Here is a 12,551-nt window from a genome sequence, read left to right as displayed (position 1 = left end):
GGAATGAGACCGAGTCGCCTTGATCGCAGGCAAGCCCACCCCCCACATTTGATGGTGTTCGCCATTCAACATGTGGGAGCTGGCTTGCCTGCGATAGCATCACCCAGGTCTCACGCCCTACACCGAAAACCGCGCCACCATGGTATTCAGGTCCACCGCCAACCGCGACAACTCCTGGCTCGCCGCACTGGTCTGGTTAGCCCCCGTCGACGTCTGATGCGCCAGATCGCGAATATTCATCAAATTGCGATCCACCTCCCGCGCCACCGCCGCCTGCTGCTCCGACGCGCTGGCAATCACCAGGTTGCGCTCGTTGATCAAGGTAAAGGCCGACGCAATCTCCTCCAACGCCGTGCCCGCCGACTTGGCAATATCCAGCGTAGAGCGCGCCCGGGTGTTGCTCTGCTGCATTGAACTGACGGCCTGATCGGTGCCTTGCTGGATCCCGCTGATCATCAACTCGATTTCCTGGGTCGACTGCTGCGTGCGATGGGCCAAGGCTCGCACCTCATCGGCCACCACCGCAAAGCCACGCCCGGCGTCGCCTGCACGCGCCGCCTCAATCGCGGCATTCAGCGCGAGCAAATTGGTCTGCTCGGCAATCGAGCGAATCACATCCAGCACCTTGCTGATGCCATAGACCTTCTGCGCCAGGTCCTCTACCTGAGTGGCGTTGGAGGTGACGTCATCGGCCAGCGCTTCAATCGACACCACGGTCTGATGCACCTGCTCACGCCCACGCTGGGCAATGCGGTCAGACTCGCGGGACGCCTGGGACGTGGCGACCGCATTGCTCGCCACCTCCTCCACCGCAGCGGTCATCTGGTTGACCGCCGTGGCCGCCTGTTCGATTTCCTGGTTCTGTTGGTGCAAGCCACGGGTCGCATCTTCAGTCACACAGCTGAGCTCTTCAGAAGCCGAAGCCAATTGGTTCGAAGACTCGGCAATCCGTCGGATGGTGTCGCGCAGGTTCGCCTGCATACCCTTGAGCGCCTGCTGCAAGCGCGCGGGCTCATCGTTGCCGGTTACGTTGATGTCACCGGTGAGGTCGCCGCCCGCCACGCCCTGGGCGACCTTCAGCGACTGCGCCAACGGCAGCACGATACTGCGGGTGAGCCAGACCGCCAGGCCGATGGTGATCAATGCGGTAAGCACTATCATGGTGACCACCCACGTGCGCGATTGCGTGAATACGCTCTGCGCCAGGTTCGCGGCCTGGTTGGCACTGGCCTTGTTCAAGGTCACCAGGTCGTGCAAGGTCGCGGCCAACTCATCGGCCAGTTGATTCATCTCACCGTTGACGATCCTGATCGCGTCTTCCAGCTGATTGGCCTTGGAAAACCCCATCACCTGCTCCTGGCGTTGCAGGTATTGCTGCTCCTGGGCCTTGAAGCGATCAAACAGCGCACGCTCTTCGGGCAGTACCATCAGCCCTTCGTAGAGCGTCTGCGCCCGGTGCAGGCCGTTTTTCAGGTCAGTGAGTTTCTGCTCGTTCTGCGCCAGCGCCTGCGGGTCACGGTTGACCAGCAAACGCAGGGTGAGCGCACGCACCCGCAGCAGGTCCTGGGCCATCTCCCCCACCGCCATCACGCTGGGCAACCAATTGTTCTCTACCTGATCGGACTGTTGGCGCATATTGGCCATTTGCAGCAGGGCAAAACCGCCCAGGGCAAACACCATCAATGCCAGCACGCCAAAGCCCAAACCGGCGCGCGGGGCGATATTCAAACTACGGATACTCATGCCTGGATTCCTTCCGAATGCGCTGCATCCACCTGCAGCAGGTCTCCTGAAAGGTATCGGCCCGTTGTCCCGTTTGCGTAAGACGAAAACGCGATATCAACGCGCATTGCAATCGCGCGAGCTGCCAGTGCAAAAAACGCGGAACACTGAAGTGCCAGCATGCTCTATAACTGCATGACCTTTTCCTGCCCTTGTGAGGTTTGCCATGCCTGTTACCGTCAATACCCTGAACCACGATAACTTTCGCCACAGCGTGAACATCAACAACCACGAGCTGTTCACCGACCTGCCCAAAAGCCTCGGCGGTGACGATTCGGCGCCCTCGCCCCACGACTATTTCGACGCTGCCCTGGCCTCGTGCAAGGCGCTGACCGTGAAGCTCTACGCCCAGAAAAAAGACATCCCGCTCACCGGCGTCACCGTGGAAGTCGCCCACGACAGCTCCGAGGAGCAAAAAGGCAAGTACAAACTCAACGTCAAGCTGACGCTCAAGGGCGTACTCACCGATGAGCAGCGCGACATCCTGCATCACGTGGCCGATCGCTGCCCAGTACACAAGCTGATGACCACCGCCGAAGTCACCATCGAGACCAAACTGTCCGAAGGCGCCTTCAGCCAGTAGCGCCAACCTCCCGTCGAGCGGGTTATGCTCAGTAGCACCTAACCCGCTCAGACAGGGACGCCCCATGACCACCCTCACCGTGATCCGCCCGCGCGCCGAAGACGTCGAAGGCCAGCCGATCCTGCGACCGCTGCCGTCACGCGAATGCCGCAGCGTCGGGCCTTTTGTGTTTTTCGACCACATGTTGCTGACCCGTTATGCGCCCGGCACCGGCATGAATATTCGCCAGCACCCGCATATCGGGCTGTCCACCCTCACCTATCTGTTCGAAGGCGCCTTGCAGCACAAGGACAGCCTGGGCTCGGACCAGGTGGTCCAAGCCGGTGACGTCAGTTGGATGACCGCCGGCAGCGCAATTGCCCACGTCGAACGCACGCCCGATGCCATCAAGGCCAGCGGCTTCAGCCTGCATGGCCTGCAAGTGTGGCTGGCCTCGCCCAAAGACCACGAAACCGGTCCGGGCCACTACAGCCATCATCCGGCGGCGAGCCTGCCGGTGAGCGACAACCTGGGCGTGCAGATTCGCCTGATCGCAGGCTCGGGCTTCTGCCTTAAATCGCCGGTGCCGGTGCTGTCACCCACGCTGTATGCCGAAGTGCAGATGCAGACGGCCACCACCTTGCTGATCCCGGATGAGCATGAAGAACGGGCGGTGTATGTGCTGGACGGCGATGCGCAGTTGGACGGTGAGGCAGTCGAGGCGCATAGCCTGGTGGTGTTGCCGAGCGGGCAGGCGATGACCTTGTTTGCTGAAAGCGATTGCCACGTGGTGGTGTTCGGCGGCGCGCCCCTGGATGGGCCACGGCGGATCAACTGGAATTTTGTCGCAAGCGATCCGGCAGTGATTGAACAAGCCAGGCAGCGTTGGGCGGCCGGGGACTGGCCGACGGTGCCGGGTGAGTCTGAAAGGATTGAGTTGCCTGTCAGATAGCTATCGCAGGCAAGCCAGCTCCCACCTGTCGATTGTTTTCACAATTCAAAGTGTGGGAGCTGGCTTGCCTGCGATGAGGCCGGAACAGGCGCTAAAGCTTTAGCCCTTGAACACTTCGTCCAGCAGGTTATGCATCGACTGGAACGCCCGTTTGGCCGTCTTTGCGTCGTACATCATCTTGCCCGGCACATTGGCGTGCGGGTCAGTAAAGGAATGCACCGCGCCGCCGTAGCTCAGCAACTGCCAATCCACACCGGCGGCGTTCATTTCTTGCTCAAACGCCGGCAGTTGCTCTTTCGGCACCAACGGATCGGACGCGCCGTGCAGCACCAGCACCGAACCCTTGACGTGCTTGGCACCTGCCGGGTTTTGTGTGTCGATCGTGCCGTGGAACGACACAGCAGCCTTCAACGGCGCACCGGTACGTGCCAGCTCCAGCGAGCAGAAACCACCAAAGCAGAAACCGAAGGTCGCAAGCTTCGAGGTATCAACGGCCGCTTCGGTCTGGCTTTGCAGTTGCTCAAAGGCCGCCTGCATGCGCTTGAGCAGCGCCGGGTTATCGTTCTTCAACGGCATCATCGCAGCGCCGGCTTCATCGCCATTCGTCGGGCGCACGGTTTGCCCGTACAGGTCGGCGATCAGCACCACGTAGCCTTGGCTGGCCACGCTTTTGGCGATTTCCTCGGCACCCGCACTCACACCCATCCAGTTCGGCGCCATCAGCAGGCCCGGCAACGGGCCGTTGTGGCTGGCGTCGAACGCCAGGCGGCTTTCATAGGACTGGCCATCAATCTGATAGACCACGGAACGTACAGTGACTTGGCTCATCATTTACTCCAGTTGAGGTGCGTTAGAACGAAAAAACCCGCCGAAGCGGGTTTTTCTACAACGGTGTTAAACCGACAGTTCAACCAACAGCTTGTTCAAGCGGCGCACATACGCGGCCGGATCTTTAAGGCTGTCACCGGCGGCCAGGGCTGCCTGGTCGAAGAGAATGTGCGACAGGTCGCCAAAACGCTCTTCACTCTGCTCGCCATCGAGTTTCTCGATCAGCGGGTGAGCCGGGTTGAATTCGAAGATCGGCTTGGAGTCCGGCACCTTCTGACCGCTGGCTTCAAGGATCTGACGCATTTGCATGCCCAGGTCCTGCTCGCCGATGGCCAGAATCGCCGGGGAATCGGTCAGACGGTGGGAAACCCGGACTTCGCTGACGGCATCGCCCAAAGCAGTCTTGATTCGCTCAACCAGGCCTTCTTTAGCCTTGGCGACTTCTTCGGCTTCCTTCTTCTCTTCTTCGGAGTCCAGGTTACCCAGGTCCAGGTCACCACGGGCCACGTCGACGAAGGTCTTGCCGTCGAACTCGCTGAGGTAGCTCATCAGCCACTCGTCGATACGGTCGGTCAACAGCAGCACTTCGATGCCTTTCTTGCGGAAGACTTCCAGGTGCGGGCTGTTCTTGACCTGCGCGTAGGTTTCGCCGGTCAGGTAGTAGATCTTGTCCTGACCTTCCTTGGCGCGTGCCAGGTACTCGGCCAGCGACACAACCTGCTCGCCGTCGTCACCCTGAGTCGAGGCAAAACGCAGCAGGCCGGCAATTTTTTCCTTGTTGGCGAAATCTTCCGCCGGGCCTTCTTTCATGACCTGGCCGAAGTTTTTCCAGAAGCCCTTGTATTGCTCAGGCTCGTTCTTCGCCAGTTTTTCCAGCATGTCGAGCACGCGCTTGGTCAGCGCCGACTTCATGGAGTCGATGATCGGGTCTTTCTGCAGGATTTCCCGCGACACGTTCAGCGACAGGTCGTTGGAGTCGACCACACCCTTGATGAAGCGCAGGTACAGCGGCAGGAAGGATTCTGCCTGGTCCATCACGAACACGCGCTGCACGTACAGCTTCAGGCCTTTCGGCGCTTCACGCTGGTACAGGTCGAACGGAGCGCGGGCCGGCACGTAGAGCAGCGAGCTGTATTCCAGCTTGCCTTCGACCTTGTTATGGCTCCAGCTCAGCGGGTTTTCGTAGTCGTGAGCGATGTGCTTGTAGAACTCCTGGTATTCCTCGTCTTTGACTTCAGTACGAGGGCGGGTCCACAAGGCGCTGGCACGGTTGACCACTTCCCATTCCTGGGCAGGTTTTTCTTCGCCCTCGACAGCCGCTTGTTCTTTCGGCAGTTCGATGGGCAAAGCGATGTGGTCGGAATATTTCTTGATGATATTGCGCAGGCGGTAGCCGTCGGCGAACTCATCTTCAGCCGCTTTGAGGTGCAGCACGATACGCGTACCGCGGTCAGCCTTGTCGACAGTGGCGATTTCGAACTCGCCCTCGCCTTTGGAGGCCCAGTGCACGCCTTCGCTGGCGTCAAGGCCGGCGCGGCGGCTGAATACTTCAACCTTGTCGGCGACGATGAAGGCCGAATAGAAGCCCACGCCGAACTGGCCGATCAGGTGCGAATCTTTCTTCTGGTGGCCCGACAGGTTCTTCATGAAGTCTGCGGTGCCGGATTTGGCGATAGTACCCAGATGAGTAATCGCGTCTTCGCGGCTCATGCCGATGCCGTTGTCTTCGAGGGTGACGGTCTTGGCGTCCTTGTCGAAGCTCACACGGATTTTCAGTTCAGCGCCACCTTCCAGCAACTCAGGCTTGGAGAGGGCTTCGAAACGTAATTTGTCGACAGCGTCAGAGGCGTTCGAGATCAATTCGCGAAGGAAGATTTCCTTGTTGGAATACAGCGAATGGATCATGAGGTGCAGCAGTTGCTTCACCTCGGTCTGGAAGCCCAGGGTTTCCTTTTGAGTTTCCACACTCATGGTCATCAAACTCCAATTGGATGGCAGTGGCCGCGCCCGAAAGGGTTGGCGGCGGGTTGTCATCAAAGTTGGGGGCTAAGACCAGGATTTCAAGGGCGCACCCATTCCTCAATTTTGAAATGGGCGCGGGCGGTGGCAATCGGCTCGGCGGCGGTGCTTTGCCAGGCGGTGACCGCCACATTCGCCACCCGCCGGCCCTGGCGCCACACCTGGCATTTGGCGTAGGTGTCGCGAAACTGCCCGGCGCGCAGGTAATCCAGGGAAAAATCGATGATTTTCGGCAAGCCCGGCGCGCCGGTAAATACCAGCAAATGTAACGCCGCCGACAGTTCCATAAAACCTGCGATCACGCCACCGTGCAGCGCCGGTAATATCGGGTTACCAATATTGTCCTTGTTGGCCGGCAGGCGAAACAGCAGTTCATCCCCCAGCCTTGAGCATTCAATGCCGATCAGCTTGGCGTAGGGCACCAGATTGAGCAGCGCCTCATAGTCACCACGCTCATGGGCCTGTTCGAGGCGGGTCTTGAATCGGTGCGTCATGCCTGGTCTCCCTTGATGGTGCTACCCAGTCCTTGCGCGCCTTTGAGGCGCTTGCCCATGCGCATGAAGGTGCCCACCACGTGGGCGATGGGCTGTTGCGGGTCATCCTGGTAGGCGAACCCACGGGTGAAGATCACGTCGGTGGTCACCCGGTAGCATTGTGCAAAGCCATACACCGGCTTATGCGGCTCGGCGGGATGCATATAGTCGACGCGCAAATCCAGGGTCGGGCACACCTCGAACTCCGGCAGCACGCACAGCGTGGCCAAGCCGCAGGCAGTGTCCATCAATGAGGTCAGCGCGCCGCCGTGAATCACGCCGGTCTGAGGGTCGCCGACGATATGCGGGCCGTAAGGCAGGGCCAGCGTCATGCCCTCCTGCCTGGCGGCATGGACAATGATGCCCAGCACCTGGCAATGGCGCAGGGCCGAAACAAAGCGCGTGGCACGCTCTAACAGGGGGTTTTCGGTCATGTGTGCAGACTCTTATTAGTGTCGGTTTACGCAGTATGGGGTTAGGGCTAAAAGTTCCTTGGCGGTGGTGTTTTATATATCTTTGAAACAAAAGGAACTAATGCTGGCCGTCTAAGCTCGAAAGGCCAGTAGATATATCCATAAGGAGAAACACCCCATGCGCAAGACTTTAGCTATTTCCATGATGTTGGCCGCTGCCCTCGGTCTCGCTGCCTGCGATAAGAAATCCGAAGACAAAGCCCAAGATGCTCAATCGCATGCTGAGCAAGCTCAGAAAGACATGGCCAAAGCACAGGATAAAGTGAACGACGCTGCAAAAGAAAACGCCGATGCTGCAAAAGCTCAGGCTGATGCGAACGCTGAAAAAGCGAAAGAAGACGGCACCGCTACTCCAACAGCACCTGCCAAGCCTTAATAGCCTGGTCTTTGCTGCAAAAAGAAAGCCCGCTTATAGAGCGGGCTTTTCTTTGTCTGCGTTTTTATAAAACCGCACTAACACCGGTGCTTCCAGTTAAGACACGGCGTCTTTAGCCGGCTCCGCCACTGGCATATCGGTCGGCGTGTAGACCATCACCTGCAGTACGTCGGAATGAAACTCGCGGCGATACAGCACCAGCACCACCCCGCTGCTCATCAGCATGAACAACCAGGGGCTGACAAACCAGGCCAGCATGGTCATGCCGAAGTAATACGCACGCAGGCCAAAGTTGAATTGGTTGGCCGCCATCGAAATCACTCGCGCCGCCCGCAGGGCAAACGCCTTGCGCTCCTGCTCCGACACATGCCGCTCACCGATCATCGGCGCCGAGCCCACCAGCACGGCGGCAAAATTGTATTGGCGCATGCACCAACTGAACGTGAAGAACGCGTAGACGAACACCAGCGCCAGGCACAGCAGCTTGATTTCCGACATGCCCTGGGACACTTGCTGCACCATGGGAATGTCTGCCAGCAAGGATACCGCCCGCTCAGATGCGCCCAGCACGGTAAGAATACCGGCGAGGATTATCAGTGTGCTGGAGGCAAAGAACGAGGCATTGCGCTCCAGGTTGCCGATCACGCTGGCGTCGGCAATACGGTTATCACGCAGCAGCATGCGGCGCATCCAGTCTTCGCGATACAGATGCAGCACGCTGGCCAGGCATGCGGTGTCACGGGCTTTCCAGCTGGCATAACGGGTGTAACCGCCCCAGCACAGGGCAAACCAGAAGGCGGCCAGCAGGTGGATTTGGTTGGTTTCGATGAACGACATGCGCGGGCCTTGTATGCGATGGATGAAGACGAACACGGTTAAAAAGGTGGGAGCTGGCTTGCCTGCGATTGCGGTGGATCAGGCGACACAGCAGTGACTGAACCAACGCCATCGCAGGCAAGCCCGCTCCCACACGGACCGTATTCCACACTTTAGAGGTTGTGGTCTTGCAGGCATAAAAAATGCCCCGTATCGATTGATACGGGGCATTTCCGTGAAGCGTGCAGCGCGGGTCAGGCGATGGCTTCGCTACGCTTGCCGAGCATACGGTCGACCACTACCGCCACGACCAGCGTCATCACCGACGGCACCAGCCACGCCAAACCTTGCTCGCTCAGCGGCAGGTGCGCCAACTGTGCAGGCATCCAATCGGCCAAGCCAGCGCCTTTAAGCGCATCGATGCAACCAAAGATGAACGACACCAGCATCACCGGGCCAACAATACGGCCCTGCTCCTGCCAGAAGTCTTTGCAGAAGCTCAGGGCCACCAGCACGATGCACGGCGGGTAGATCGCGGTGAGTACCGGGATCGAGAAGGCAATCAGCTTGGTCAGGCCCAGGTTGGACACGAACAGCGAGAACAGCGCCAGGATCACCACCAGCGTCTTGTAGGACAGTGGCAGGACCTTGCTGAAGTACTCGGCGCAGGCACAGGTCAGGCCCACGGCAGTGACCAGGCACGCCAGGGAGATCAGCACCGCAAGGAAGCCACTGCCCAGGGAGCCGAACGTGTGTTGCACGTAGGCGTGCAGCACTGCAGCGCCATTGCTGGCACCGGCCGCCACGGCATGGCTGCCCGAACCCAGGCGGAACAGGCTGATGTACACCAGCGCCAGGCCCACGCCGGCAATCAGCCCGGCGATGATCGCGTAACGGGTAATCAGCGTGGGCGACTCAACACCACGGGAACGAATTGCGTTGACGATAACGATGCCGAATACCAGCGCGCCGAGGGTGTCCATGGTCAGGTAACCATTGATAAACCCCTGGGAGAACGGTGCAGCGACGTATTCCGGGGTGGCGACACCGACATCACCGGCCGGCAAGGCAAACGCGGCGATGCCCAGCACGGCCAGGGCGATGATCTTCAACGGTGCAAGGAAACGCCCTACGGTGTCCAGCAGACGCCCTGGGTACAGGGAAATGAAGAACACCAGCAGGAAGTACACCGAGCTGTAGAGGAACAGTGCCAGCGGGCTTTCGCCGGTCAGCGGCGCCAGGCCCACTTCAAACGAAACGGTCGCGGTACGCGGGGTGGCGAACAGCGGGCCTACCGCCAGGTACGCTGCCGCCGCCAGCAGGCCACCGGCGATCTTGCCGATCGGGCTGCTCAACGCGTCCATGCCGCCGCCGACTTTGGCCAGGGCAATCACGGTAACCACCGGCAAACCGACCGCGGTGATCAGGAAGCCCAGCGCTGCCATCCAGACGTGCGGCCCGGACTGCAAACCAACGATAGGCGGGAAGATGATGTTACCGGCGCCCACGAACAGGGCAAACGTCATAAAGCCTAACGCCAGGATGTCCTGGCTTTTCAACACTTTCATTTCAGGAAATACCACACTACTGAATCGGAATTTAGAGAGGGATTCCCTGTGGATGAGGGAACTGCTGCCGGCCCTGATGGGGACCGACCGGTCTAGCGCGCGGCTTCCTTTTGGGAGGCGGACGCATAAAGAGGCGGCTAGAGTACAGAATTAAGCCGACAAACGCACTGTTGCGGGGCGGACTGTCCGATAAGCGACATTCAAATGTCGCCTTTTCATACTTAATCTGGCAATGCCGCCCCTGTGGGAGCTGGCTTGCCTGCGATGCAGACACCTCGGTGCATCAGCCAAAATGAGTCGATGCCATCGCAGGCAAACAGCTCCCACAGGGAACCGGGTACATTTGCCAAAATGGAGATACCCAGAATGCACAAAGGCCACCCGAAGGTGGCCTTTGTGTGGTGAAGCGTCAGCTAAGCGCGAGGCTTACTTGACAGCCCAACCGGTCAGCTCGGACAAAGCCTTGCCGATGTCTGCCAGCGAACGCACGGTTTTAACGCCTGCGTCTTCCAGGGCAGCAAACTTCTCGTCTGCAGTGCCCTTGCCGCCGGAGATGATTGCGCCAGCATGGCCCATGCGCTTGCCCGCAGGGGCAGTCACACCAGCGATGTAGGAAACAACCGGCTTGGTCACGTTGGCCTTGATGTAGGCAGCGGCTTCTTCTTCAGCCGAACCGCCGATCTCACCGATCATTACGATCGCTTCGGTCTTCGGGTCTTCCTGGAACAGCTTCAGGATGTCGATGAAGTTGGAGCCTGGGATCGGGTCACCGCCGATGCCGACGCAAGTCGACTGACCGAAACCGGCGTCAGTGGTCTGCTTCACAGCTTCGTAGGTCAGGGTGCCGGAACGCGAAACGATACCGACTTTGCCTGGCAAGTGAATGTGACCTGGCATGATGCCGATCTTGCATTCGCCTGGGGTGATCACGCCTGGGCAGTTAGGGCCGATCAGGACTACGCCCAGCTCGTCGCACTTAACTTTAGCGTCCAGCATGTCCAGGGTAGGAATGCCTTCGGTGATGCAAACGATCAGCTTGATGCCGCCGAATGCCGCTTCCAGGATGGAGTCCTTGCAGAAAGGAGCTGGAACGTAGATCACACTGGCGGTGGCGCCAGTGGCAGCTACAGCATCTTTCACGGTGTTGAACACTGGCAGGCCCAGGTGCTCGGTGCCGCCTTTGCCCGGCGTTACGCCGCCAACCATCTTGGTGCCGTATTCGATCGCTTGCTGGGTGTGGAAACTACCTTGCGAACCGGTAATACCCTGGCAGATAACTTTGGTGTCTTTATTGATCAGGACGCTCATTATTTGCCCTCCGCAGCTTTGACAACTTGTTGAGCAGCGTCGGTCAGGCTGGTAGCCGCGATGATGTTCAAACCGCTTTCTGCCAGTACTTTAGCGCCCAGTTCAGCGTTGTTACCTTCAAGGCGAACAACAACCGGGATTTTAACGCCGACTTCTTTCACTGCACCGATGATGCCTTCGGCAATCATGTCGCAACGAACGATGCCGCCGAAAATGTTGACCAATACTGCGGCGACGTTGGAGTCGGACAGGATGATCTTGAAGGCTTCAGTCACGCGTTCTTTGGTAGCACCACCGCCTACGTCGAGGAAGTTGGCTGGTTTGCCGCCATGCAGGTTGACGATGTCCATGGTACCCATGGCCAGGCCAGCACCGTTGACCATGCAACCGATGTTACCTTCCAGGGCTACGTAGTTCAGTTCGAACTTGGCAGCGTGCGCTTCGCGCGGATCGTCTTGCGACGGATCGTGGAAAGTCTTCAGCTTAGGCTGACGGTACATGGCGTTGGCGTCGATGTTGATCTTGGCGTCGAGGCAGTGCAGATCGCCGTCAGCCTTGATCACCAGCGGGTTCACTTCCAGCAGGGCCAGATCGTGATCCTGGAACAGTTTGGCCAGACCTACGAAGATCTTGGCGAACTGGGCAACTTGCTTGCCTTCCAGGCCCAGCTGGAAAGCCAGCTCGCGACCCTGGAATGGCTGAGCGCCAACCAGTGGATCGATAGTGGCTTTCAGAATTTTTTCTGGGGTTTCTTCGGCGATCTTCTCAATGTCCACGCCACCTTCGGTGGAGGCCATGAACACGATGCGACGGCTCGAACGGTCAACGACAGCGCCCAGGTACAGCTCTTTAGCGATATCAGTGCACGATTCAACCAGGATCTTGGTGACTGGCTGGCCATTGGCATCAGTCTGGTAAGTCACCAGACGCTTGCCCAGCCACTGCTGTGCGAAGGCCTTGGCGTCTTCTTTGCTGCGAACCAGCTTAACGCCGCCCGCTTTACCGCGACCACCAGCGTGGACCTGGGCTTTGACAACCCATTCGGTACCACCGATTTTGTCGCAAGCTTCTGCTGCTGCTTCCGGGGTGTCTACTGCGTAACCCTTGGATACTGGCAGGCCGTATTCAGCGAACAGCTGCTTACCCTGATACTCGTGAAGATTCATGCTTTTTACCGTCTTCGTTAGGTACTGCGCATTCGGCGCTGCGCTCATTATGAGTGCCGCGCCACCTGTGACTGCTGCTTGCACAACTTGCTGGGCTTAACACCCGTAAAGCTGTGCAAGGCTGCGTCCAGCGGATATTCCGCGGTGAGTCTTGCGCGCAAGGCTCAC

Annotated in this window: 11 protein-coding genes and 2 pseudogenes; 3 read left to right on the top strand and 10 right to left on the bottom strand. The window is 59.0% G+C overall.

Annotation, left to right across the window (positions count from 1 at the left end; all coding sequences use genetic code 11):
* Positions 1-117: 117 nt before the first annotated feature.
* Together PSH96_RS29530 and PSH96_RS29525 are read right to left on the bottom strand one after the other, a co-directional pair.
* Positions 118-714, bottom strand: a pseudogene (locus tag PSH96_RS29530) (methyl-accepting chemotaxis protein); the annotation flags it as partial.
* A gap of 306 nt (positions 715-1,020) precedes the next feature.
* Positions 1,021-1,680: pseudogene (locus PSH96_RS29525) on the bottom strand (MCP four helix bundle domain-containing protein); the annotation flags it as partial.
* 268 nt (positions 1,681-1,948) lie between these two features.
* Between PSH96_RS29525 and PSH96_RS09365 the strand changes: the two are divergent.
* Together PSH96_RS09365 and PSH96_RS09360 are read left to right on the top strand one after the other, a co-directional pair.
* Positions 1,949-2,365 carry an OsmC family protein gene (locus tag PSH96_RS09365; RefSeq protein ID WP_305458734.1) on the top strand — a complete coding sequence of 139 codons (417 nt, stop codon included), beginning with the start codon at positions 1,949-1,951 and terminating at the stop codon, positions 2,363-2,365.
* A gap of 64 nt (positions 2,366-2,429) precedes the next feature.
* Positions 2,430-3,296 (top strand): pirin family protein, encoded by an 867-nt coding sequence (locus tag PSH96_RS09360; protein ID WP_305458733.1) that lies wholly within the window; start codon positions 2,430-2,432, stop codon positions 3,294-3,296.
* A gap of 99 nt (positions 3,297-3,395) precedes the next feature.
* Here PSH96_RS09360 and PSH96_RS09355 read toward each other — a convergent pair whose 3' ends face one another.
* The 4 genes from PSH96_RS09355 to PSH96_RS09340 all read right to left on the bottom strand — a co-directional run bounded on the left by PSH96_RS09355 (position 3,396) and on the right by PSH96_RS09340 (position 7,110).
* On the bottom strand, positions 3,396-4,124 hold the full coding sequence (locus PSH96_RS09355) for a dienelactone hydrolase family protein (RefSeq protein WP_305458732.1): 729 nt from the start codon (positions 4,122-4,124) through the stop codon (positions 3,396-3,398).
* 66 nt (positions 4,125-4,190) lie between these two features.
* A complete protein-coding gene (gene htpG, locus PSH96_RS09350) occupies positions 4,191-6,095 on the bottom strand; it encodes a molecular chaperone HtpG (protein WP_305458731.1) in 1,905 nt (634 codons plus the stop codon).
* A gap of 89 nt (positions 6,096-6,184) precedes the next feature.
* The gene (locus tag PSH96_RS09345) at positions 6,185-6,637 is read right to left on the bottom strand and encodes a PaaI family thioesterase (protein WP_056859726.1); all 453 of its coding nucleotides are present in this window, start codon (positions 6,635-6,637) and stop codon (positions 6,185-6,187) included.
* A complete protein-coding gene (locus PSH96_RS09340) occupies positions 6,634-7,110 on the bottom strand; it encodes a PaaI family thioesterase (protein WP_305458730.1) in 477 nt (158 codons plus the stop codon). The genes PSH96_RS09345 and PSH96_RS09340 overlap by 4 nt, the downstream gene beginning before the upstream one ends.
* A 157-nt stretch (positions 7,111-7,267) precedes the next feature.
* On the opposite strand from PSH96_RS09340, the gene PSH96_RS09335 reads away from it, so the two are divergent.
* Positions 7,268-7,525 carry a hypothetical protein gene (locus PSH96_RS09335; RefSeq protein ID WP_056859728.1) on the top strand — a complete coding sequence of 86 codons (258 nt, stop codon included), beginning with the start codon at positions 7,268-7,270 and terminating at the stop codon, positions 7,523-7,525.
* 96 nt (positions 7,526-7,621) lie between these two features.
* On the opposite strand, the gene PSH96_RS09330 is transcribed toward PSH96_RS09335, so the two are convergent.
* From PSH96_RS09330 to sucC, 4 genes are all read right to left on the bottom strand, one after another.
* Positions 7,622-8,362, bottom strand: a complete 741-nt coding sequence (locus PSH96_RS09330; RefSeq protein ID WP_305458729.1) for a DUF599 domain-containing protein — start codon at positions 8,360-8,362, stop codon at positions 7,622-7,624.
* Positions 8,363-8,595: 233 nt separating this feature from the next.
* A complete protein-coding gene (gene brnQ / locus PSH96_RS09325; RefSeq protein ID WP_305458728.1) occupies positions 8,596-9,909 on the bottom strand; it encodes a branched-chain amino acid transport system II carrier protein in 1,314 nt (437 codons plus the stop codon).
* A gap of 426 nt (positions 9,910-10,335) precedes the next feature.
* Entirely contained in the window at positions 10,336-11,217 is an 882-nt protein-coding gene (sucD, locus tag PSH96_RS09320; protein ID WP_056859731.1) for a succinate--CoA ligase subunit alpha, read from the bottom strand.
* On the bottom strand, positions 11,217-12,383 hold the full coding sequence (sucC, locus tag PSH96_RS09315) for an ADP-forming succinate--CoA ligase subunit beta (protein WP_003210567.1): 1,167 nt from the start codon (positions 12,381-12,383) through the stop codon (positions 11,217-11,219). The genes sucD and sucC overlap by 1 nt, the downstream gene beginning before the upstream one ends.
* Between the last annotated feature and the right edge of the window lie 168 nt (positions 12,384-12,551).

The organism is Pseudomonas sp. FP2338 (assembly GCF_030687515.1).
Lineage (GTDB): Bacteria > Pseudomonadota > Gammaproteobacteria > Pseudomonadales > Pseudomonadaceae > Aquipseudomonas > Aquipseudomonas salomonii.
The sequence above is the reverse complement of the archived record's forward strand: the minus strand, read 5'-3'. Positions and strand labels throughout refer to the sequence as shown.

Bases quoted from the DNA above. Each gene is read 5' to 3' on its own strand.
- sucD (WP_056859731.1), bottom strand. From the start codon at position 11,217: ATGAGCGTCCTGATCAATAAAGACACCAAAGTTATCTGCCAGGGTATT.
- PSH96_RS09335 (WP_056859728.1), top strand. From the start codon at position 7,268: ATGCGCAAGACTTTAGCTATTTCCATGATGTTGGCCGCTGCCCTCGGT.
- brnQ (WP_305458728.1), bottom strand. From the start codon at position 9,909: ATGAAAGTGTTGAAAAGCCAGGACATCCTGGCGTTAGGCTTTATGACG.
- PSH96_RS09360 (WP_305458733.1), top strand. From the start codon at position 2,430: ATGACCACCCTCACCGTGATCCGCCCGCGCGCCGAAGACGTCGAAGGC.
- PSH96_RS09340 (WP_305458730.1), bottom strand. From the start codon at position 7,110: ATGACCGAAAACCCCCTGTTAGAGCGTGCCACGCGCTTTGTTTCGGCC.
- sucC (WP_003210567.1), bottom strand. From the start codon at position 12,383: ATGAATCTTCACGAGTATCAGGGTAAGCAGCTGTTCGCTGAATACGGC.
- PSH96_RS09355 (WP_305458732.1), bottom strand. From the start codon at position 4,124: ATGAGCCAAGTCACTGTACGTTCCGTGGTCTATCAGATTGATGGCCAG.
- htpG (WP_305458731.1), bottom strand. From the start codon at position 6,095: ATGAGTGTGGAAACTCAAAAGGAAACCCTGGGCTTCCAGACCGAGGTG.
- PSH96_RS09345 (WP_056859726.1), bottom strand. From the start codon at position 6,637: ATGACGCACCGATTCAAGACCCGCCTCGAACAGGCCCATGAGCGTGGT.
- PSH96_RS09330 (WP_305458729.1), bottom strand. From the start codon at position 8,362: ATGTCGTTCATCGAAACCAACCAAATCCACCTGCTGGCCGCCTTCTGG.
- PSH96_RS09365 (WP_305458734.1), top strand. From the start codon at position 1,949: ATGCCTGTTACCGTCAATACCCTGAACCACGATAACTTTCGCCACAGC.